Source organism: Stenotrophomonas sp. TEPEL, assembly GCF_004348785.1.
GTDB lineage: Bacteria > Pseudomonadota > Gammaproteobacteria > Xanthomonadales > Xanthomonadaceae > Stenotrophomonas > Stenotrophomonas indicatrix.
On record NZ_QQXJ01000001.1, the window covers coordinates 953,845 to 973,093 of the forward strand.

At 67.5% G+C, this 19,249-nt stretch carries 10 protein-coding genes and 1 pseudogene; 8 read left to right on the top strand and 3 right to left on the bottom strand.

From position 1 onward, the window contains the following. Positions 1-181: 181 nt before the first annotated feature. A complete protein-coding gene (locus tag TEP_RS04285; protein ID WP_025879374.1) occupies positions 182-730 on the bottom strand; it encodes a Dps family protein in 549 nt (182 codons plus the stop codon). 86 nt (positions 731-816) lie between these two features. Here TEP_RS04285 and hrpA point away from each other — a divergent pair, with 86 nt between their 5' ends. After that, positions 817-4,902: an ATP-dependent RNA helicase HrpA gene (gene hrpA / locus TEP_RS04290; protein WP_132824392.1), complete on the top strand. Its 4,086-nt coding sequence runs from the start codon at positions 817-819 to the stop codon at positions 4,900-4,902. Between the two features lie 138 nt (positions 4,903-5,040). Here hrpA and TEP_RS04295 read toward each other — a convergent pair whose 3' ends face one another. Continuing rightward, on the bottom strand, positions 5,041-5,577 hold the full coding sequence (locus tag TEP_RS04295) for a hypothetical protein (protein ID WP_132824393.1): 537 nt from the start codon (positions 5,575-5,577) through the stop codon (positions 5,041-5,043). 130 nt (positions 5,578-5,707) lie between these two features. Between TEP_RS04295 and TEP_RS04300 the strand changes: the two genes are divergently transcribed. Further along, positions 5,708-7,864, top strand: a complete 2,157-nt coding sequence (locus tag TEP_RS04300; protein ID WP_165933890.1) for a bifunctional (p)ppGpp synthetase/guanosine-3',5'-bis(diphosphate) 3'-pyrophosphohydrolase — start codon at positions 5,708-5,710, stop codon at positions 7,862-7,864. Positions 7,865-7,894: 30 nt separating this feature from the next. Next, entirely contained in the window at positions 7,895-9,460 is a 1,566-nt protein-coding gene (locus tag TEP_RS04305) for a hypothetical protein (RefSeq protein WP_132824395.1), read from the top strand. Here TEP_RS04305 and TEP_RS04310 read toward each other — a convergent pair. Further along, a complete protein-coding gene (locus TEP_RS04310; RefSeq protein WP_132824396.1) occupies positions 9,448-11,556 on the bottom strand; it encodes a glycosyltransferase in 2,109 nt (702 codons plus the stop codon). The two genes, TEP_RS04305 and TEP_RS04310, sit on opposite strands and share 13 nt — an antisense overlap. 95 nt (positions 11,557-11,651) lie before the next feature. Between TEP_RS04310 and mrcB the strand changes: the two genes are divergently transcribed. The 5 genes and pseudogenes from mrcB to TEP_RS04335 form a co-directional block, all read left to right on the top strand. Further along, positions 11,652-14,090 (top strand): penicillin-binding protein 1B, encoded by a 2,439-nt coding sequence (mrcB, locus tag TEP_RS04315; protein WP_132824397.1) that lies wholly within the window; start codon positions 11,652-11,654, stop codon positions 14,088-14,090. Continuing rightward, the gene (locus TEP_RS04320) at positions 14,087-14,623 is read left to right on the top strand and encodes a hypothetical protein (protein ID WP_132824398.1); all 537 of its coding nucleotides are present in this window, start codon (positions 14,087-14,089) and stop codon (positions 14,621-14,623) included. Before mrcB ends, TEP_RS04320 begins: the two co-directional genes overlap by 4 nt. A 561-nt stretch (positions 14,624-15,184) precedes the next feature. Beyond that, positions 15,185-17,233 carry an ATP-dependent DNA helicase gene (locus TEP_RS04325; protein ID WP_132824399.1) on the top strand — a complete coding sequence of 683 codons (2,049 nt, stop codon included), beginning with the start codon at positions 15,185-15,187 and terminating at the stop codon, positions 17,231-17,233. Between the two features lie 9 nt (positions 17,234-17,242). Then, entirely contained in the window at positions 17,243-17,956 is a 714-nt protein-coding gene (tsaB, locus tag TEP_RS04330; protein WP_132824400.1) for a tRNA (adenosine(37)-N6)-threonylcarbamoyltransferase complex dimerization subunit type 1 TsaB, read from the top strand. A 441-nt stretch (positions 17,957-18,397) separates the two neighbouring features. Next, positions 18,398-19,249 (top strand): annotated as a pseudogene (locus TEP_RS04335) (IS3 family transposase); the annotation flags it as partial.

The following is a 19,249-nucleotide window of genomic DNA, read 5'->3' on the forward strand; positions in this document are numbered from 1 at the left end:
GCGGGAGTGTCAGCCGCATGGATGCGGCTGCCAAGCCCCCAGGACGGGTTTACGGCGTCTCCCGCAACCGGACCCACCCCGCCAACCCACAGGAAACCAGCTTTTGCTTCGGCCGTTGCCGTTGCCGTTGCCGTTGCCTCTGCGGGTGCAGGGCGCAGCCCTGCCGAACCACCCGAAACCCTTACTGGAGCAGCGAGCGCAGCATCCACGCGTATTTCTCGTGGGTCTGCAGGCGCTGGGTCATCAGATCCTCGGTCGGGGCGTCGTCAGCGTCATCGGCCACATCCAGCACTTCACGTGCCGTACGGCATACCGCTTCGTTGGCGACCACCAACTGGCGTACCATTTCACGCCAGTCCGCACTGTCGGTCAGGCCCGGCTCCTCGACGATCGAGGTCAGCGCAGCAAATTCCCGGTAGGAGCCCGGGGCATTGAAGCCCAGTGCGCGGATGCGCTCGGCCACGTCGTCCAGTGCCGCCCACTGCTCGGTGTACTGCGTCTCGAACATCGTGTGCAGCGAGTTGAACATCGACCCGGTGACATTCCAGTGGAAGTTGTGGGTCTTCAGATAAAGCGTGAACGCATCGGCCTGGAACCGGGCCAATCCGTCGGCGATCTTCTTGCGGTCGCCCTGGGTGATCCCGATATCGATGTTGGGGGCCGACGGGGCGGAAGCCGCAAGCTTCTGCTTGCCGGTCTTGGGCTTGGTCGTGCTCTTGGTCTTCGCCATGGGGTTCCTCCTTGTGGAATCGTTGGCCTTCACAATAAATCAGTCGTGATGACTGGTCGCATTCAAAGTTTTAAACGAACCGATTGATGAACGCTATCGACAAAATGCCGCAGTCCCGCCAGCGCCAACAGCGTGCCGCCATCGACGGCGCCATGAGCCGCGACCGTGGACGATTGCTGGGAATGCTCTCGCGTTGCCAGGCCAAGCCACAGGATGCGGCGTTGGCCGCCAGTTTCGAGCAGGCCTTGCAGGTTTCGGTGCAGCGCCGGCAGGCGCGGGCGCAACAACAGCCGGCCATTACTCTGGACCCACAGCTGCCGATTGCGCGTGAAGCCGAGACCATCACCCAGTTGATCCGCGACCATCAGGTGGTGGTGATCGCCGGTGAAACCGGCTCGGGCAAGACCACGCAGCTGCCGAAGCTGTGCCTGGCCGCCGGCCGTGGCCAGGCCGGCATGATCGGCTGCACGCAGCCGCGCCGGATCGCCGCACGTGCGGTGGCCAGCCGTGTCGCGCAGGAACTGCAGAGCGAGCTGGGCCAGCTGGTGGGCTACCAGGTGCGCTTCAACGACAAGGTCGGCGAAGACACCCGCATCAAGTTCATGACCGATGGCATCCTGCTGGCCGAAATTGCCAGTGATCGCTGGTTGTCGAACTACGACACGATCATCGTCGACGAAGCGCACGAACGCAGCCTCAACATCGACTTCCTGCTTGGCTATCTCAAGCAGCTGCTGCGCAAGCGCCCGGACCTGAAGCTGATCGTCACGTCGGCGACCATCGATACCGAGCGGTTTGCCCAGCATTTCGACAATGCGCCGGTGATCAGCGTCGAAGGCCGTACCTATCCGGTCGAGGTGCGCTATCGCGCGCTGGAAGGCGAGGGCGAAGACCAGGGCGAACGCACGGTCAACGATGCGATCGTCGCGGCCATCGACGAAATCACCCGCCTGGATTCCCGTGGCGACGTGCTGATCTTCCTGCCGGGCGAGCGCGAGATCCGCGATGCGCACCAGTCGCTGGAGCGGCGCAAGTACCGCAATACCGAAGTGCTGCCGCTGTACGCGCGGCTGTCCAACCAGGACCAGGACCGGGTGTTCAACCCCGGCCCGAACCGGCGCATCGTGCTGGCCACCAACGTGGCCGAGACCTCGTTGACGGTGCCGCGCATCCGTTATGTGGTCGACCCCGGTTTCGCCCGCGTCAAGCGTTACAGCCCGCGCAACAAGCTGGACCGGCTGCACATCGAGCCGATCTCGCAGGCCAGTGCCAACCAGCGCAAGGGCCGCTGTGGCCGCGTGGCCGAAGGCATCTGCTATCGCCTGTATGCCGAGGCCGATTTCCAGGCGCGGGCGGAGTTCACCGATCCGGAAATCCGTCGTTCCAGCCTGGCCGGGGTGATCCTGCGCATGCTGCAGCTCGGCCTGGGCCGCATCGAGGATTTCCCGTTCCTTGAGGCGCCGGATGAGCGGGCCGTCGCTGACGGTTGGCAGCATCTGACCGAGCTGGGGGCGATCGACAGCGAGCGCCACCTGACCGCGATCGGCAAGCAGATGGCGCGCCTGCCGGTGGACGTGAAACTGGCGCGCATGCTGGTGGCGGCTCAGGCGGCGGGCTGCCTGCGACCGATGCTGGTGATCGCCTCGTTCCTGGGCATCCAGGACCCGCGCGAGCGGCCGCCCGAGGCGCGTGGCGCCGCCGACAACGCACACGCGCAGTTCGCCGATGGCCGCTCCGAGTTCGTCGGTGTGCTGCGCCTGTGGGATGCCTATCGCCAGGCCCATGAGGATCTGACCCAGTCCAAGCTGCGCGACTGGTGCGGCCGCCACTTCCTCGGCTTCCTGCGCATGCGGGAATGGCGCGAACTGCATCGGCAGCTGCGCCTGCTGTGCGAGGAACTGGGCTGGAAGGAAGAGGCCAACGAGGCATCGATGGCACCGCTGCTGGCCGGCAGCAGTGCGCCGGCTCCGGCGCGCGATGATGCTGCTGCGGTGAAGGCGACCCGTGGCCAGCTGCACCGTGCCGCGCGCCTGGCCCGCGAGGGCAAGGCCGAAACGGCGCCCGCGCCGGTCGCCGCCCGTGCGCAGAAGGACCAGGCGCCCGACGGCGGTGGTTACAGCGAACGCGTTCGCGCCACGGCGTACCAGACCCTGCATCGGGCCTTGGTGGCGGGCCTGCCCACGCAGATCGGCCATCGCAGCGAGAAGGGTGATTTCCAGGCGCCGCGTCAACGCCGTTTCCTGCCGTTCCCTGGTTCGACGCTGTCCAAGCGGCCGCCACCGTGGCTGCTGGCCGCCAACCTGTTGGATACGCAGAAGGTGTGGGGCATGACCCTGGCGGCGATCGAGCCGGACTGGGTAATTGCCGAACTGCCGCACCTGCTGCTGCGCAAGCACTTCGACCCGCACTGGTCGCGTGCGCAGGGCCAGGTGCTGGCCTCCGAGCAGATCAGCCTGTTCGGGCTGGTGCTGGCGCCCAAGAAGCCGGTGCATTACGGCCGCATCAACGCCGGCGAGGCGCATGACATCTTCGTGCGCCAGGCACTGGTGACCGGTGAGATCAACACCCGCGCCAGCTTCGTGGCCGACAACCAGAAGGTGCTGGAGCAGGCGCGCGAGGAAGAAGCCAAGCTGCGCCGTGCCGGCATCGTCGCCGACGAGGACTGGCAGGCACGCTGGTACCTGGACCGGGTGCCGCCGCAGATCCATTCCGCGTCCGGGCTGGATGCGTGGTGGAAGGCGCTGCCGCCGGAACAACGCAAGGGCCTGCACTGGTCGTTGATGGATCTGCTGCCGGGTGAAGGCAGCGAGCAGGAGCGCTACCCGAAGTACCTGGCGCTGGGCCAGGCGCGGTTGCCGCTGCACTACCGCTTCGAACCGGGGGCCGACGATGACGGCGTGACCCTGGACGTGCCGCTGCACCTGCTCAATGCACTGGATGCAGTGCAGCTGGGGTGGCTGGCGCCGGGTTTCGTTGCCGACAAGGCGGCGGCCTTGATCCGCAGCCTGCCCAAGGCGATGCGGCGCAACTACGTGCCTGCACCGGATTTCGCGCGCGCGTTCTACGAGGCCTTCCCGCAGCCCAGCGCGGACGCGATCACCGGCGAGCTGGCGCGTTTCCTGTCCCGTGCAACCGGGGCAACCGTGGCCGCTACCGACTTCGAGCCCAGTTCAATCGAACCGCACCTGCACATGAACCTGCGCCTGCGCGACGAGCAGGGCAAGGTGCTGGCAACCTCGCGCGACCTCGATGTGCTGCGTGCGAAGTTCGGTGGCCGTGCCGGCGATGCGTTCGCCGCACGTGCCGGGCGCGAGATGGCGGCCGATGGCCTGCGCACGTTCCCGGCCACGCCGATTCCGCTGCAGGTGCCGGGCGAGGCCGGCGTGCCGGCCTATCCCGCGCTGAAGGATGAGGGTGACAGCGTCGCATTGCGAATCTTCGCTGATCGCCAACAGGCCGAAGAAGTACACCCGCTGGGCGTGCGTCGACTGCTGGAGATCGGCTTGGGCGAGAAGATCAAGCAGGCACGCAAGCAGTTGCCGGTAGCGGCGAAGACCGGGCTGCTGTATGCCTCGATCGAAACCCAGGAACGCCTGCGTGGAGATCTGGTCGATGCGGCGCTGAATGCCGTGCTGGCCGACGGCCTGGGCGATATCCGTGATGCAGCTGCATTCGAGCAGCGTCGCGAACACGCCGCAAAAACGCTATTCGGCGAAGCCATGCAGCGGTTGAAGCTGGCCGAGTCGATCCTTGCCCTGGTGGCCGAGTTGAAGCCGATGCTGGAGGCGCCGTTGATGGGCTGGGCGCGCGGCAATCTGGATGACATGGAAGCGCAGCTGGTTGGGCTGATCCATCCGGGTTTCCTGCGCGACACGCCGGCTGATGTCCTGGCGCAGTACCCGCGCTACCTCAAAGCGATGATCCTGCGCACCGAGCGTGCCAAGCGCGATCCCCCGCGTGACCAGGCGCGCATGCTGGAACTGCACCCGTTCCTGGAGGCGTTGCAGGTGGGCGAGCAGCAGGGCCTGCGCGAACGGCCGCAGTGGCAGGCATTACGCTGGGACCTGGAAGAGCTGAGGGTATCGCTGTTCGCCCAGGAACTGGGCGCACGCACCGGCGTTTCGGCGAAGAAACTGGCACAGCGGGTGACCGCACTGCGCCAGGCCTCGTAACCCCTGGGCTGACCCCGCCGGGTACTGGCTGGCGGGGTCAAGCGGAATGGCATCCACGCATGGCGTGGATCTACTGCGGGACGTGGCGCAGCAGGTTGTCGCCAATCGTTGGCTTGGCTCTACAGCAAAGCCAGGCCGTTACTTGGTGCGGCGCACCTTGGGCTGGGTGTTCACGCCTTCGACCTTCAGGTACCACACGCCCATCACTCCGGGGCTGATGCTGACCTTCGGCGACTGCTTGCGTACGCCGGAAATCGAGGTGGCATCGGTCTGTTCCCACTGCTGGCCATTGTCCAGCACGTAGACCCGGCCCTTGCCGAAACCGCGGAACTCGCCCTGCAGCACGCCGCTGATCGGCTCGCTGCTGCCGAAGTCGAAGAAGCCGCGGTTCTTCACGATCACTTCCTGGCGGCCTTCCTCGCGCGCTTCTTCGCGCACCGCAGCGACGGCCTCGGTGGTGGCGGCTTCAACCTTGCCCTGCAGCCAGCGGTTCAGCGTGGCCAGCTCGGCGGCATTGAGCTTGTCCAGGCCTGCGGCCTTGAATTCGGCCGGTGACATCTGCTGCTGCAGGTCGCCCTGCACCACGCGCTGGGCCAGCGCGGGCGCCGACAGGGACAGCAGCACGGCGGCAAAGGCCAGCAGGCGAGGGCGGAAAGGCAGGGTGATCGAAGGCATGGCGGAACTCTCCGGTGGATGTCGGCGAGTGTAGCGGCATGTCCACATTCCCGGCGATGCTGGCCGCGGCGATTGTTCCTGAACGGCTGCGGCGCTAGTGTAGGGGCTTCTGTCTTGCCTGCTCGATGCTGTGAACCGCGCTTCCGTCCCCGGCCTGGATGCCTTGTTGAACCGCCCCTCGGCAGCCGTGCTGCCGGCTCCGCTGCGCCAGGCCCTGCGCGGGCATTGGGAAGCGCCCGACTGCGACCCGCAGATGCGTGCCAGCTGGTCGGTGCTGGGCGATACCCTGGACGCGCTGGCGATGCTCTCGGCAGACGAGGGCGCCGTGGTGGCGGCCCTGCTGTTCGATCTGCCGGGCCTGCGCGTCCACCTCGACGCATTGCCGCTGGGCAGCCACAAAGCGGCGGTGATCGGTCTGCTTGATGGACAGGATGCGGCTGATCCCGTCTGGGCCCTGCATGCCGGGCGCGAGGCGGGCCGCAACAGCGAAGGCCTGCGCCGGTTGCTGCTGGCCATCATCCGCGACCTGCGGGTGGTACCGATCCTGCTGGCCCGGCAGTTGGCGCGCATGCGCGCGGCCGACAAGCTCGATGAGGAGCAGCGCCGCGCGCTGGCCCAGTTGACCCGCGACATCCATGCGCCGCTGGCCAACCGGCTGGGCATCTGGCAGTTGAAGTGGGAACTGGAGGACCTGGCCTTCCGCCATCTGGAGCCGGACACCTACCGGCGCATCGCGCGCGAGGTCGACGAGACCCGCATCGCCCGCGAGCGCTATGTCGAGAACGTGAAGAAGGTGCTGTCGCGCGAACTGGGCGTGCAGGGCATCCGCGCCGAGGTCAGCGGCCGCCCCAAGCACATCTACAGCATCTGGCGGAAGATGCAGAAGAAGCGCCTGGCCTTCGACCAGCTGTATGACATCCGTGCGGTACGGGTGATGGTCGACGACGTGGCTGCCTGCTACGCCGCGCTCGGCGTGGTGCATGCGCTGTGGGCGCCGGTGCCGAGCGAGTTCGACGATTACATCGCCCGGCCCAAGGCCAACGATTACCGCTCGCTGCACACGGCGGTGGTTGGCCCGGAAGGGCGCACCATCGAAGTGCAGATCCGCACCCACGACATGCACGCGCAGGCCGAGCTGGGCGTGGCCGCGCACTGGAAGTACAAGGAAGGCGGCAAGGGCGCGGAGAAGTCGTTCGATCGCAAGATCACCTGGATGCGGCAGCTGCTGGAGCAGGCGCAGGACGGGCATGGCAATGAACTGGCCGGGGCGCTTGATGCCGAGCTGACCGAAGACCGTGTCTACGCGCTGACCCCGAAGGACGAGGTGCTGGACCTGCCGCAGGGCGCCACGCCGCTGGATTTTGCCTACCAGGTGCACACCATGGTCGGGCACCGCTGCCGTGGGGCCAAAGTCAACGGCCGCATCGTGCCGTTGACCTACCGTCTGCGCAGCGGGGATCGCGTCGAGATCCTCACCGGCAAGGAGGCCGACCCGCGCCGCGACTGGCTGATGCCGGCCAACGGCTTCCTGGCCAGCAACCGCTCGCGCGAGAAGGTCCGCAGCTGGTTCCACAAGCTGGACCGTGCGCGCAACGTGCAGGCGGGGCGCGAGCTGCTGGAGCGCGAACTGAAGCGGCTGGGCCTGCAGCATTCGGACCTGTCCGCGGCGGCGAAGAAGTTCCACGCCGACAGCGTCGACGACCTGTACATCCAGGTCGCCCTGGGCGATACCGGCCCCAACCAGGTCAGCCGTTCGCTGCTGGAGGCCGAGCGTGCGGCCAGCCAGCCGGCGCCGACGTCGGCCTTGCCGCGGCCGACCGCGCGCCGCGAGAACCTGGGCAAGTCCAAGTTCACCGTACAGGGCGTGGGCAACCTGCTGGTGCAGCTGGCGCGCTGCTGCCAGCCGGTGGCGGGTGAACCGATCGTCGGCTACCTGACCCGTAGCCGTGGTGTCACGGTCCATCGTGCAGACTGCGTGGCACTGGCACGGCTGGCTGCGACCAGCCCGCAGCGGATCCTGCCGGTGGAATGGGGCCAGGCCGGCGGTGGCTATGAAGTGGACGTGGTGGTCGACGCGGTCGACCGCCGCTGGCTGCTGAAGGACATCACCAACCTGATCGCACAGGAAGACGCCTACGTGCTGGACATCCACAGCGACAACGTCCGCAACAGTGGCCGCGCGCATCTGCGCCTGCGGTTGAAGGTCAGCGACTACGGCCAGTTGTCGAATCTGCTGGGCAAGCTCGATGCGTTGCCGGGCGTGAGCGAGGCGCGTCGTCTGGGCTGAGCTTCACGCTGCCCCGGCTACCCTGCACGCATGGAACGCGAGCCCCCGCATCGCTCACACGGCGCCGCACATCCGGCGCTGGATCGCGTTCGCCGTGAAAGCCGCTGGTGGTGGCTGCAGGCGCGCCATGCACGACGGGTGTGGCGTTGGGCACTGCTGGCTGCCGCAGCCGTGTTCGTGCTGCTGGTACTGGTGCGCAAACCGCTGGCGGATTGGTTCTGGGATGAGCCACAGATAGAACAGCTGCTGGCCGAGGGCGATCGCGCACTGAGCGAAGGACGCCTGACTGCGGGCGACGGCAGCGGCGCGCGTGAACGCTACCAGGCGGTGCTGGCCCTTGATGGCGACCGCCCGCAGGCGCGACAGGGCCTGGCCCGCACCGGCGCGGCAGCATTGCAGCAGTCGCGTGAGCGACTGCAGGCGGGCGACCTGGACGGCTGCGCGCAGGCACTGGCGTTGGCGCGTGAGCTGCAGGTGCCGCGTGCCGAGGCAGACGCGGTGGCCCAGCAGCTGCAGGCGCGTCGTCGCGCCGGTGCCGGCATCGGTGCATTGCTTGCGCAGGCCCGCAATGCCTTTGCAGCGGGGCGGCTGGACGACGGCGACAGCAGCGCGCTGCCGTTGTTCCAGCGCGTGCTGGCACTGCAGCCGGACAACCTGCCTGCACTGGAGGGGCGCGAGGATGCATTGAGCGATCTGCTGCAACAGGCGCGTGCACAGGCAGGGCGCGGCGAACTGGCCACGGCGGCAGCGATCCTGCAGCGCGCACGTCAGTTCGATGCAGGTCATTCCGAGCTTCCTGCCAGCCAGGAAGCGCTCTCCCAGGCCGTCGATCAACGGCTGCAGCAGGGTCAGCGTGCGCTAAAACGGCAGCAGCTTGAGACGGCTGCGGATAGTTTCCAGGCCGTGCTGGCGGTCACGTCCGATGATCCCACTGCACTGCGTGGGCGCGAGCAGACCGTGCAGGCATTGCTGGCGCGCAGCCAGAAGCGGGCCGACGACTTCCAGTTCGAGGCGGCCGACAAGGACGCCGCGCTGGCCGCGGGGCTGGGTGCCTCGCAGGCAGCGCAGCAGCAGCTGGCACAGCGTCTGCAGCGTGCGCGGCAGGCGCGACAGTCGTTGCAGCAGCCGGGCATCAGCGCGGCCCAGCGCGAGCGCCAGCTGCGCGATAGGTTGCGCCAGATCGACCGCGCCGAGCGCGCCGGACAGTGGATCAGCCCTCCCGGTCACAGCGCCTTTGATGCGCTGCGCGAAGCGCAGGCACTGGCGCCGCGCGACAGCCGGGTCAAGGCAGCGGCAGCGCGTCTGCTGCCCGCCAGCCGGTCCTGTTTTGATGACAACCTGCGGCAGAACCGGGTGCAGGCTGCGGGCGCCTGCCTGCAGGCTTGGCAGACCCTGGCGCCGACCGCGACAGGCTTGCCCGATGCGCGTGCCCGACTGGCACAACGCTGGCTGGCGATCGGCAGCGAACGGCTGGGTCGCGGTGATGTGGAGTTTGCCGCCTCGGCCGTGGAGCAGGTGCGGCGGTTGCAGCCGGACCTGGCCGAGCTTCCCGCGTTCGAGGACCGCCTGCGGCACGCAGGCGGTCACATCGACTGATCGAAGAACACCCGCTGCACGGTTGCCGATGCGGCATCCAGCGAGAAATGCTCGGCCACGTTGGCCAGGCCGGCGGCTGCCAGCTGCTGCCACAGCACAGGGTCCTGGTACAGGCGGACCACCGCATCGGCAAAGCCGGTTGCATCGTCGGCCACCAGTACATCCTGGCCGGCGCGCAGGTGCATGCCTTCCACCGCGCAGGTGGTTCCGACCACGGGCTGGCCATGAGCCATGCTCAGGTTGATCTTGCCCTTCACGCCGGCGCCGAAACGCAGCGGCGCGACGGCGATGCGGGCACCATCCATGTACGGAACGATGTCTTCGACGAAGCCATGCATCACCACGCCCGGCTGGGTAGCAGCCAGGGCAAGCAGCGTGTCCGGTGCGCCGGCACCGATGCAATGCAGGCGCACCTGCGGCAGTGCTGCGCGGATGTGCGGGAACACGTCACCGATGAACCACTCCATCGCGTCCAGGTTCGGCGGGTGGCGGAAGCCGCCGACGAACACCAGGTCGTGGCGCTGTGCGAACGGTGCGCCGGTGCCGGCGACTTCATGCAGGTTGGAAATCAGTTCCACCCGGACCTGGGGGGCATCGGCCTGCAGCTGTTCGCGCTCGGCGGCGCTGACCAGCACGGTGATGTCGCACTGGTCCATCACTGCCAGTTCGCTGGCGCGGGTGCGTTCGGCGTTGCGCAGCAGGCCAGCATCGCCGGCCACTTCCGCACCCCGGCGTTCGCGCAGGTAGTGCAGGTCGACGGTGTCGAACACGGTGCGCGCCTGCGGTGCGTAGCGTTCAAGCAGCGGCAGGCATTCGTTGGCGACATGATGGCGCACCATCATCACCACGTTGAAGCGGGTACCGTGGCTGCGCAGCCAGCCTGCAACACCGTCCAGGAAGGGCGTATACCAGACTTCCACGCCCATCCGCTGCAGGGCTTCGGTTGCCACGCCGCCGTGTTCGCGCCGGGTGGGCACGAACACCACGTGGGCGCCGCCCTGCAGCAGCAGGCGGATCAGGTTGACCTGGCGCAGCGAGCCGGAGTCGCGCTCCGGGCGCGGTACTTCCTCATCGAGGATCAGCACCTGGCGGCGGCCACGCAGCAGCAGTGCCGGCGAGGGTACCTCGCCGAGCTTCGGATGGGAGGCCAGTTCAGCGGCCCATCTGGCTGCGAAAATTCCCTGGTTGCGTACCTGGTAGGCCTTCACGCCGCTGCCGGTATCGGTGCCGTTGCTGGTGCCTTCATCGTGGATCACCCGGCTGGCCGGTTGTACCAGCACGCGCAGGCCCTGCGCACGCACGCGGAAGGCCAGGTCGGTGTCTTCGTAGTAGGCGGGCTTGTAGCGGGTGTCGAAGCCGCCCAGCTGCTGCCACAGGGCACGCGGCAGCATCAGCGCGGCGCCGGAGCAGTAATCGACGTCGCGCAGGCTGGCGAAGCGCGGATCATCGGCCGCTTCGAAACGGCCGTAGCTCCAGCCGCTGCCATCGCTGAAGATCACCCCGCCCGATTCCTGCAGGCGGCCGTCGGGGTACAGCAGCTGGCTGCCGACCAGACCGGCATCGGCGACGATCGCAAAGGTATCCAGCAATGCCTCCAGCCAGCCCGGTTGCGGCACGGTATCGTTGTTGAGCAGCACCACATAGCGGCCGCGCGTGCGCGACACGCCATCGTTGCAGGCCTCGATGAAGCCACCGTTGTGCTCGCGCACTTCGTAGCGCAGGCCACTGATCTGCGGCATCCATTGCACCGTTGCGTCGCTGCTGCCGTCGTCCACCACCAGGATTTCGCAGGCTACCGACGGCGGGTGCGCGGCCAGGGCGCGCAGGCAGGCCAGGGTATGGTCGACCTGGTTGTACACCGGAATGACGATGCTGACGTCCGGGGTATCGCTGGTGGGCACCGCAAAGGGAGCGAACGGCTGTGCCGGTGGCAGGTACAGCGGCTTGCGCGGTGCCGGCACCGCGCGCTGGGTGTGCACCCGTATCCGCTGCCAGGTGGCCCGCCAGCCGCGGGTACGCAGGCTGGCCAGGCTGCGGCGGGCCAAGCCGGTCAGGCGATTGATCAGGTAGCGGATTTCGGCCAGGGACATCGCCATCCGGTTGCAACTCCAGCTTAAGCAGGGGGGCCGGGAGAATTCGCCTGCCGCAGCGGCTGGGGTAGACTCGCCAGACCCTACATTGTCGCATTCCCGTGCCCCGACGCTACGATTCAGACGATATCGACGATTTCGACGACGACCAGCAGGACGCCGGTCCGCTCTGGCGGCGCCGGCTGATCACCTGGACCATGGCGGCGGTCGCGTTGGGATTGGGTTTCCTGATCCCCTATACGCTGTACCTGAACCAGCAGGTGACGCAACGCTTCGGTGAACTGCGATGGCAGATCCCGACGCGCGTCTATGCACGTCCGCTGGTGCTGTTGCCCGGCAAGGCGATGGATGCGGCCACCCTGAAGACCGAACTGGCCGCCTCGGCCTATCGCGATGATGGCCAGGGCAAGGATCCGGCAACCTATGCGGTGCAGGGCGGCCGCTTCGTCATCTCCAGCCGCGGCTACAACGATGTGGATGGCCACGTTGCTGCACGCCGGGTCGAGCTGTCGCTGTCCGGCGGCAGCATCGCATCGTTGCGGGACGCCGACAGCCGCAAGGCGCTGAAGGCGGCCCGCATGGATCCTGCGCGCATTGCCACGCTGTATGGGCAGAAGCAGGAAGAGCGCCGCCTGATCCGCATGAACGAGGCCCCGGACCTGTTGGTCACTGGCCTGCAGGCGGTAGAGGACAAGGACTTCAACCGCCATCACGGCATCGATCTGTCCGGTATCGCGCGCGCGGTCTGGGTGACCGTCCGCTCCGGTGGGCAGAGCCGCCAGGGTGCTTCCACCCTGACCCAGCAGCTGGCCCGCAGCGGCCTGCTGGGAATCGGCAAGGAACAGACCGTCACCCGCAAGTTCAACGAAGTGCTGTATGCGTTGATCATGGAAGCGCGCTATGACAAGCGCACCATCTTCGAGGCGTACCTCAACCAGGTGTATCTGGGCCAGCGCGGCAGCCAGGCGATCCACGGCATGTCCTCGGGAGCCGAGTTCTGGTTCGGCCGCGATCTGTCCTCGCTGGAAACCGAGCAGATCGCGCTGCTGATCGGCCTGGTCAAGGGGCCGTCCTACTACGACCCGCGGCGCAATCCCGAGCGCGCGCTGGACCGTCGCAACTTCGTGCTGGGCAAACTGCACGAGGCGACCCTGATCGACGATGCCGAGTACCAGCGTGCGTTGAAGGCGCCGCTGGGCGTGCCCAAGACCCCGGGCCTGGTGGCGGCCAACCGCTTCCCGGCCTACGTTGACCTGGTGCGTCGCCAGCTTGCCCACGACTATCCGGAATCCGCTCTGCAGGGCGCTGGCCTGAGCGTGATGAGCGGCATGTCGCCGTCCGCGCAGGCTTATGCCGAAGGTGCGGTCACGCGCACCATCAAGTCGCTGGAAAGCAAGCGTCGCCCCGAACTGCAGGCCGGCCTGGTGATGACCGACGTGCACAACGGTGACGTGGTGGCGGTGATCGGCAGCCGCGATGTTTCCGAGGTTGGTTTCAACCGCGCCATCGAGGCGCAGCGCCCGGTCGGCTCGCTGCTCAAGCCGTTCGTGTACCTGCTGGCACTGGCGCAGCCGGACCGCTATTCGCTGGCCACCTGGGTCGATGATTCACCCGTGACCGTGCAGCTCGGCCGCGGCCGCAACTGGAACCCCGGCAATGCGGACAACCGCAGCCACGGCACCGTGCGCCTGATCGATGCGCTCGCCCACTCATACAACCAGGCGACGGTACGGGTGGGCATGCAGGTCGGCCCGGAACGGGTGACGCAGTTGATCCACGTGCTGGCTGGCATCAAGGCCGAGGCGAACCCGGCGGTGATCCTCGGCTCGACCGACCAGAGCCCGTACGCGATGGCGCAGCTGTACCAGTTCCTGGCATCGGGCGGCGAGATCCAGCCGCTGCACGCGGTGCGTGGCGTCCTTGATCCGCAGGGCAAGCTGCTCAAGCGCTACGACAAGACCCCGGCACCGGCACAGGAAGGTGACTCGATTGCCGCCAACCTGATCAGCATCGGCCTGCAGCAGGTGGTGGCCAGTGGTACCGCGCAGCGTTTGAACGCCGATGGCCTGGGCCGCCTGCAGCCGGCCGGCAAGACCGGCACCACCAACGATGGCCGTGACAGCTGGTATGCCGGTTACACCGGCGACCACCTGGCGGTGATCTGGATGGGCAATGACCAGAACGAACAGGCCGGCCTGTATGGCGCAACCGGCGCGATGCGAGTGTGGTCGGGCATCTTCCAGCGCCTGCCGACGGCGCCGCTGAAGGTCAGCAACAAGGGCCTGGACTGGCAGCCGGTTGCGGCCACGGGAACCAACAGCACCGATGAAGGGTGCCCGGGCGCACGCCGCTTCCCGTTCGTGGTGGGCTATGCGCCTGCGTATGAACCTTGCGCACCGGCGGCCTTGCCGGACGCGCAGGACGGTGCGGAAGGCGAGGGCGGCGGCTGGCGCAGTTGGTTCGGCCTTGACCGTAAGCCCGAACCCGCCGCTGAACCTGCCGCAGCACCCGCTGCAGCGACTCCTCCTCCAAGCCGATGATGCCGATGACTATCCGTTCGCTGTTCCAGCCCCTGGTCCTGAGTGGCCTCAGCCTGGCCCTGGCGGCCTGCGTGAGCAGCGCGCCGCAGGCGGTCAAGCCGGTGGACACCACCACGCCCGCACAGCGGCTGGCAGCCGTGGAAGCCGCAGCCGGCCCGGATGACAAGGAACTGTCGGTGCAGCCACTGCGCGATTCCCAGGTTGAGGATCTGCGGCAGACGGCGCTGACCCAGCGCAAGGCCAACGATCTGGCCGGCGCCGCCGGCAGCCTGGACCAGGCGTTGCAGATCGTGGCCGGTGATCCGTCGGTACTGCAGGAACGCGCGGAACTGGCGCTGCTGCAGGGCCACTGGGCGGAGGCGGAAACGTTCGCACGCAAGGCTGTGGACCTTGGCTCGAAGACGGGGCCGTTGTGCCGCCGGCACTGGGCGACGATCGAGCAGGCGCGCCTGGCGCGGGGCGAGAAGGAGAATGCGGTGTCCGCGCACGCGCAGATTGAAGGCTGCACGGTGCCGGGGATCAAGCGGTACTGAGTTTCCAGCCAACGGCGCAGCCCCTCGTGGCTGGCTGCCTGGTCGCGTAAGGCAAGAACCGCGCTGGGCCGGGCATGTTGGATTCGCGGGGGACGCCGTGAACCCATCCTTGGGGCTTGGCCGCGGCATCCATGCCGCGGACACCCCCGCAAACCCAACCTGCCCGGCCCAGCGCGGTTCTTGCCTTACGCGACCAGGCAGCCAGCCACGAGGGGCTGCGCCGTTGGCTGGAAACTCAGTACCGCTTGATCCCCGTCCATCCACGCGCTCGAAGCGTGCCACGTACAACTCGCCCATCCGCGCATCCGCTCTGCCTTTGCATTCCGTCACCGGGAAACTGTCGAGGGTGGGGCCGGCAGGGCAGTCAGGACCGTTGGCGCCATGGATGGCGCCATCGAGCTCCCAGGGATGGGTTTACGGCGTGTCCTGGCTGCCCTGTCCGCCCCACCCCGGCACGTAGCAACCCAGAGCCATGAACAAACGCTGTTGCCGTTGCTTTTGCTTGTGCTCTGGCCTGAAACGGGTGCCGGGCAACGCCCGGCCGGGTATCCTTTCCACCTGATGTCCGACCTTGTCCATGCCAGCCGCGAAGCCCTCAGCGAAGGCGGCGCGCTCGCCTCCCATCTGGATGCGTTCGTTCCGCGTCCTGCGCAGCTGCGCCTGACCGAGGCCATTGCCGCGTCGATGCAGCAGCGCGACCTGCTGCTCGCCGAAGCCGGTACCGGCACCGGCAAGACCTTTGCCTACCTGGTGCCGGTGCTGCTGTCCGGAATGCGCACCATCATTTCCACCGGCACGCGCGCGCTGCAGGACCAGCTCTACCACCGTGACCTGCCGCGCGTGCGCCAGGCACTGGGCGTCGGCGGGCGCAGCGCGCTGCTGAAGGGGCGCAGCAACTACCTGTGCCGCTACCGCCTGCAGCAGGCACGCGGCGAGCCGCGCTTCTCGAGCCCGGAACAGGCGGCACAGTTCCAGCGCATCCTGGCCTGGTCCGGCCGCTCGGAATCGGGCGATATCGCCGAACTCGATGGCCTGGCCGACGACTCGCCGCTGCTGCCGATGGTCACTTCCACCGTCGACAACTGCCTGGGCAACGAATGTCCGTTCTGGGATGACTGCTTCGTCGTGCGGGCCCGCCAGCGTGCCCAGGCCGCCGACCTGGTCGTGGTCAACCACCACCTGCTGCTGGCCGACCTGGCGCTGAAGCAGGAGGGCTTCGGTGAACTGCTGCCCGGTGCGCAGGCCTTCGTCATCGACGAAGCCCATCAGTTGCCCGAACTGGCCGCGCAGTTCTTCGGCGAAGGCTTCGGCATGCGCCCCTGGCAGGAACTGGGCCGTGACTGCCTGGTTGAAGCGCGCGGCGTGGGTGGCGCACAGTCTGCACTGCAGGAACCGGTCGATCATCTGCAGCAGGCATTGTCTGCACTGCGTGCTGCGATGGAGGGGCTGCCCGCGCGTGGCACCCAATGGCGCGCGCTGGCAATGCCGCAGGTACGCGAGGGTTTCGATGCGGTGATGTCCAGCCTGGTGGTGCTGGAGCAGGCATTGCAACCGCTGCGCGAAGCCGCTGCTGGCCTGGATGCCTGCCATGCGCGCGCACGTGAGGCGATTTCGCGGCTGGGCCGTTGGCTGGGGGATGAAGAACCCGTGCTCGACTTCGATGCCGATCCTGCAGAAGCGACCGCCGTCGCTGGTGACGTGCTCTGGTATGAATTGACCGCGCGCGGTTTCCGCTGCCAGCGCACGCCGATGGATGTGTCCGCGCCGCTGCGCGAACATCGCGAGCGCAGCCATGCCGCATGGATCTTCACTTCCGCCACGCTGACCGTTGGCGGCGGCTTCGAGCACATCGCCACGCGCCTGGGCCTGGATGATCCGCAGACGCTGGTACAGCCCAGTCCGTTCAACTGGCCTGAGCAGGCACTGTGCTACCTGCCTGAAGGCCTGCCGGATCCAGCTGCGCGCGGTTTCGGGACCGCACTGATCCAGGTGCTGCGTCCGGTGCTGCAGGCGTCGCAGGGCAGGGCGTTCCTGTTGTTCGCTTCGCATCGGGCGCTGCGCGAGGCGGCCGAGGCGCTGCGTGATGGGCCCTGGCCGCTGTTCGTGCAGGGCGAAGCGCCGCGCGCGACCCTGCTGCAGCGTTTCCGCGAATCCGGCAATGGCGTGCTGCTGGGCTCGGCCAGCTTCCGCGAGGGCGTGGATGTGGTCGGCGAGGCATTGAGCGTGGTGGTGATCGACAAGCTACCCTTCGCCACGCCCGATGATCCGGTGTACGAAGCGCGACTGGATGCCATACGCACCCAGGGTGGCAACCCCTTCCGCGACGAGCAGCTGCCGCAGGCGGTGATTGCCCTGAAGCAGGGCGTCGGCCGCCTGATCCGCAGCGAGACCGACCGGGGCGTGCTGGTGCTGTGCGACCCGCGCCTGCTCAACCGGGGTTATGGCAAGGTCTTCCTGCAGTCGCTGCCGCCGTTCCGGCGAACCCGGGCCCTGGCCGATGTGCAGGCCTTCTTTGCGCCACAATGGGCGCCCGTGGCGGATGCCGCTGCCCCGACCGCCGCCGTGGCGGGCCCGGAGCCGGCTCCCGGCGCCACGTTCCCCCTGTTCTGACCCGATCCGATGAAACTGCTCGCCTTTGAAACCGCCACCGAAGCCTGTTCCGTAGCCCTGCATGTGGATGGGCAGGTACGGGAACGCTTCGAGATCGCCCCCCGCCGGCATGCCGAACTGAGCCTGCCGTGGGCGGAGGAGCTGCTGGCCGAGGCCGGCATCAGCCGCCGCCAGCTGGACGGTATCGCGCTCAGCCGTGGTCCCGGTGCGTTCACCGGTGTGCGCCTGGCGATCGCGTTGGCGCAGGGCATCGCGCTGGCGCTGGATCGACCGTTGCTGCCGGTGTCGACGCTGCAGGTGCTGGCGCTGCGCGCGCCGGTGGAAGAGAAGCAGATCCTGTCGGCGATCGATGCGCGGATGGGCGAGTTGTACGTGGCACGCTTCGAGCGCGTGGATGGACTGCCGGTGGCGCGGGATGCCGAGCGCGTGTGCGTGCCGGCGGCGGTGTCGTTGCCGGATGCTGCGTCCGTCTACGGCGTCGGCACCGGGTTTGCCGCGGCCGACGGCGCGCTGGTCGCGCAGCTGGGTGCTGGCCTGCGCCGCTTCGATGCAACGGCGCTGCCACGTGCAGCGGATGTGCTGGCACTGGCGGTACCGGCGTTCGCGCGCGGCGAAGGCATTGCGCCGGAGAAGGTCGAGCCGGCGTACCTGCGGGACAACGTGGCGCTGACGCTGGTCGAGCAGCAGGCGGCGCGGGACGCCAAGGCGAAGGCCAACGGCTGAGCCCCTCGTGGCGGGTGGTGGGTCGCTGAAAGCAGAAGCCGTGGGTTGGCCGGGCGGGTGGACTGCGCAGGGGGCGCCGTGAATACGTCCATGTAGGCTCGGGCGCGCCATCCATGGCGCTTACGCCCCTGCGCANCCCNCCCGCCCGGCNACGGACANTTTCCGTGCGCGTTCGCCACGGAAAATCAAGAACAAAATCAAAGTCAAAAGCCGGTCGCTTCGCTCATATCCACGCATGGCGTGGATCTACCGTATAGGCATGGCGTGGATGCATCGTGTCGACCAAGGTCGACAGCTACCAACAGCAAAGATGCGCCGCGATCTGTCAGGGGTGGGGCGGTGTGGGCTTGCAGGACCGTTGGCGCCATGGATGGCGCCATCGAGCCCCCATGGTGAAGTGACCCCCTGGAGTTGGACACCTGATCCGACCCCGAGGGTTACATGAATAGATATGAGGTTCGTTTCAAATTGCAGGTCGCCAAAGAGGCCTGCAAGACCTCCACATCGGTCAAGGCGGTTGCCCGCCGCCATGGCCTGGAGTTCTCCACGGTCAGGCGGTGGGCAGCGACCTACCGGCTGCATGGCCGGCAAGGGTTTCAGCGCAAACCCCGATCCTACGATCTCCAGTTCAAGCTGGATGTCCTGGAAAAGATGGGCCAGCTGGGCATGTCGGCACGAGAGGCCACGACGTACTTCCAGATAGGCAGCGCCGGCGCGGTGGCGCTATGGCAACGGTTGTATGCTGACGGCGGCGCTCAAGCGCTGGCACCACCCCCACCATCGCCACCAAGACCGATGAAAAAGACCCGCTCGTCCAAGCCCGCCGAGGACATGAGCCGCGATGAGCTTCTGAAAGAAGTGGCCTATCTGCGTGCGGAGACAGCCTACCTAAAAAAACTCGATGCCTTGATCCGGGAAGAGCAGGCGGCGCAGCAACAAAAGCGCAAGCCGTCCAAGGATTGAGGCTGACCTACGCACTGCCGCTTTTGCTCGAAGCGGCCGAGTTGTCGCGCAGCACGTTCTATTACCAAGTGAACGCCTTGGCCCATCCAGATGAGGGCGAGGAGGAACTGCGTGAGCGTATCCGCGCGATTTACGATGAGAACCAAGGGCGCTACGGCTACCGTCGCATAACGCTGGAACTGGCCAATCAGGGCAAGGCCATCAACCACAAGCGGGTGCAGCGGCTGATGGCCGAGCTGGGCCTGCAATCGCGGGTACGCATCAAGCGCTACCGCGCCTTCAAGGGAGCGGCCAATGTCGTGGTCTCCAACGATCTGGGCCGCCAGTTTG

What these genes read in the sequence shown, in the direction of transcription:
- TEP_RS04285 (WP_025879374.1), bottom strand. Translation starts at nt 730, where the DNA reads ATGGCGAAGACCAAGAGCACGACCAAGCCCAAGACCGGCAAGCAGAAG.
- hrpA (WP_132824392.1), top strand. Translation starts at nt 817, where the DNA reads ATGAACGCTATCGACAAAATGCCGCAGTCCCGCCAGCGCCAACAGCGT.
- TEP_RS04295 (WP_132824393.1), bottom strand. Translation starts at nt 5,577, where the DNA reads ATGCCTTCGATCACCCTGCCTTTCCGCCCTCGCCTGCTGGCCTTTGCC.
- TEP_RS04305 (WP_132824395.1), top strand. Translation starts at nt 7,895, where the DNA reads ATGGAACGCGAGCCCCCGCATCGCTCACACGGCGCCGCACATCCGGCG.
- TEP_RS04310 (WP_132824396.1), bottom strand. Translation starts at nt 11,556, where the DNA reads ATGGCGATGTCCCTGGCCGAAATCCGCTACCTGATCAATCGCCTGACC.
- TEP_RS04320 (WP_132824398.1), top strand. Translation starts at nt 14,087, where the DNA reads ATGATGCCGATGACTATCCGTTCGCTGTTCCAGCCCCTGGTCCTGAGT.
- TEP_RS04325 (WP_132824399.1), top strand. Translation starts at nt 15,185, where the DNA reads ATGTCCGACCTTGTCCATGCCAGCCGCGAAGCCCTCAGCGAAGGCGGC.
- tsaB (WP_132824400.1), top strand. Translation starts at nt 17,243, where the DNA reads ATGAAACTGCTCGCCTTTGAAACCGCCACCGAAGCCTGTTCCGTAGCC.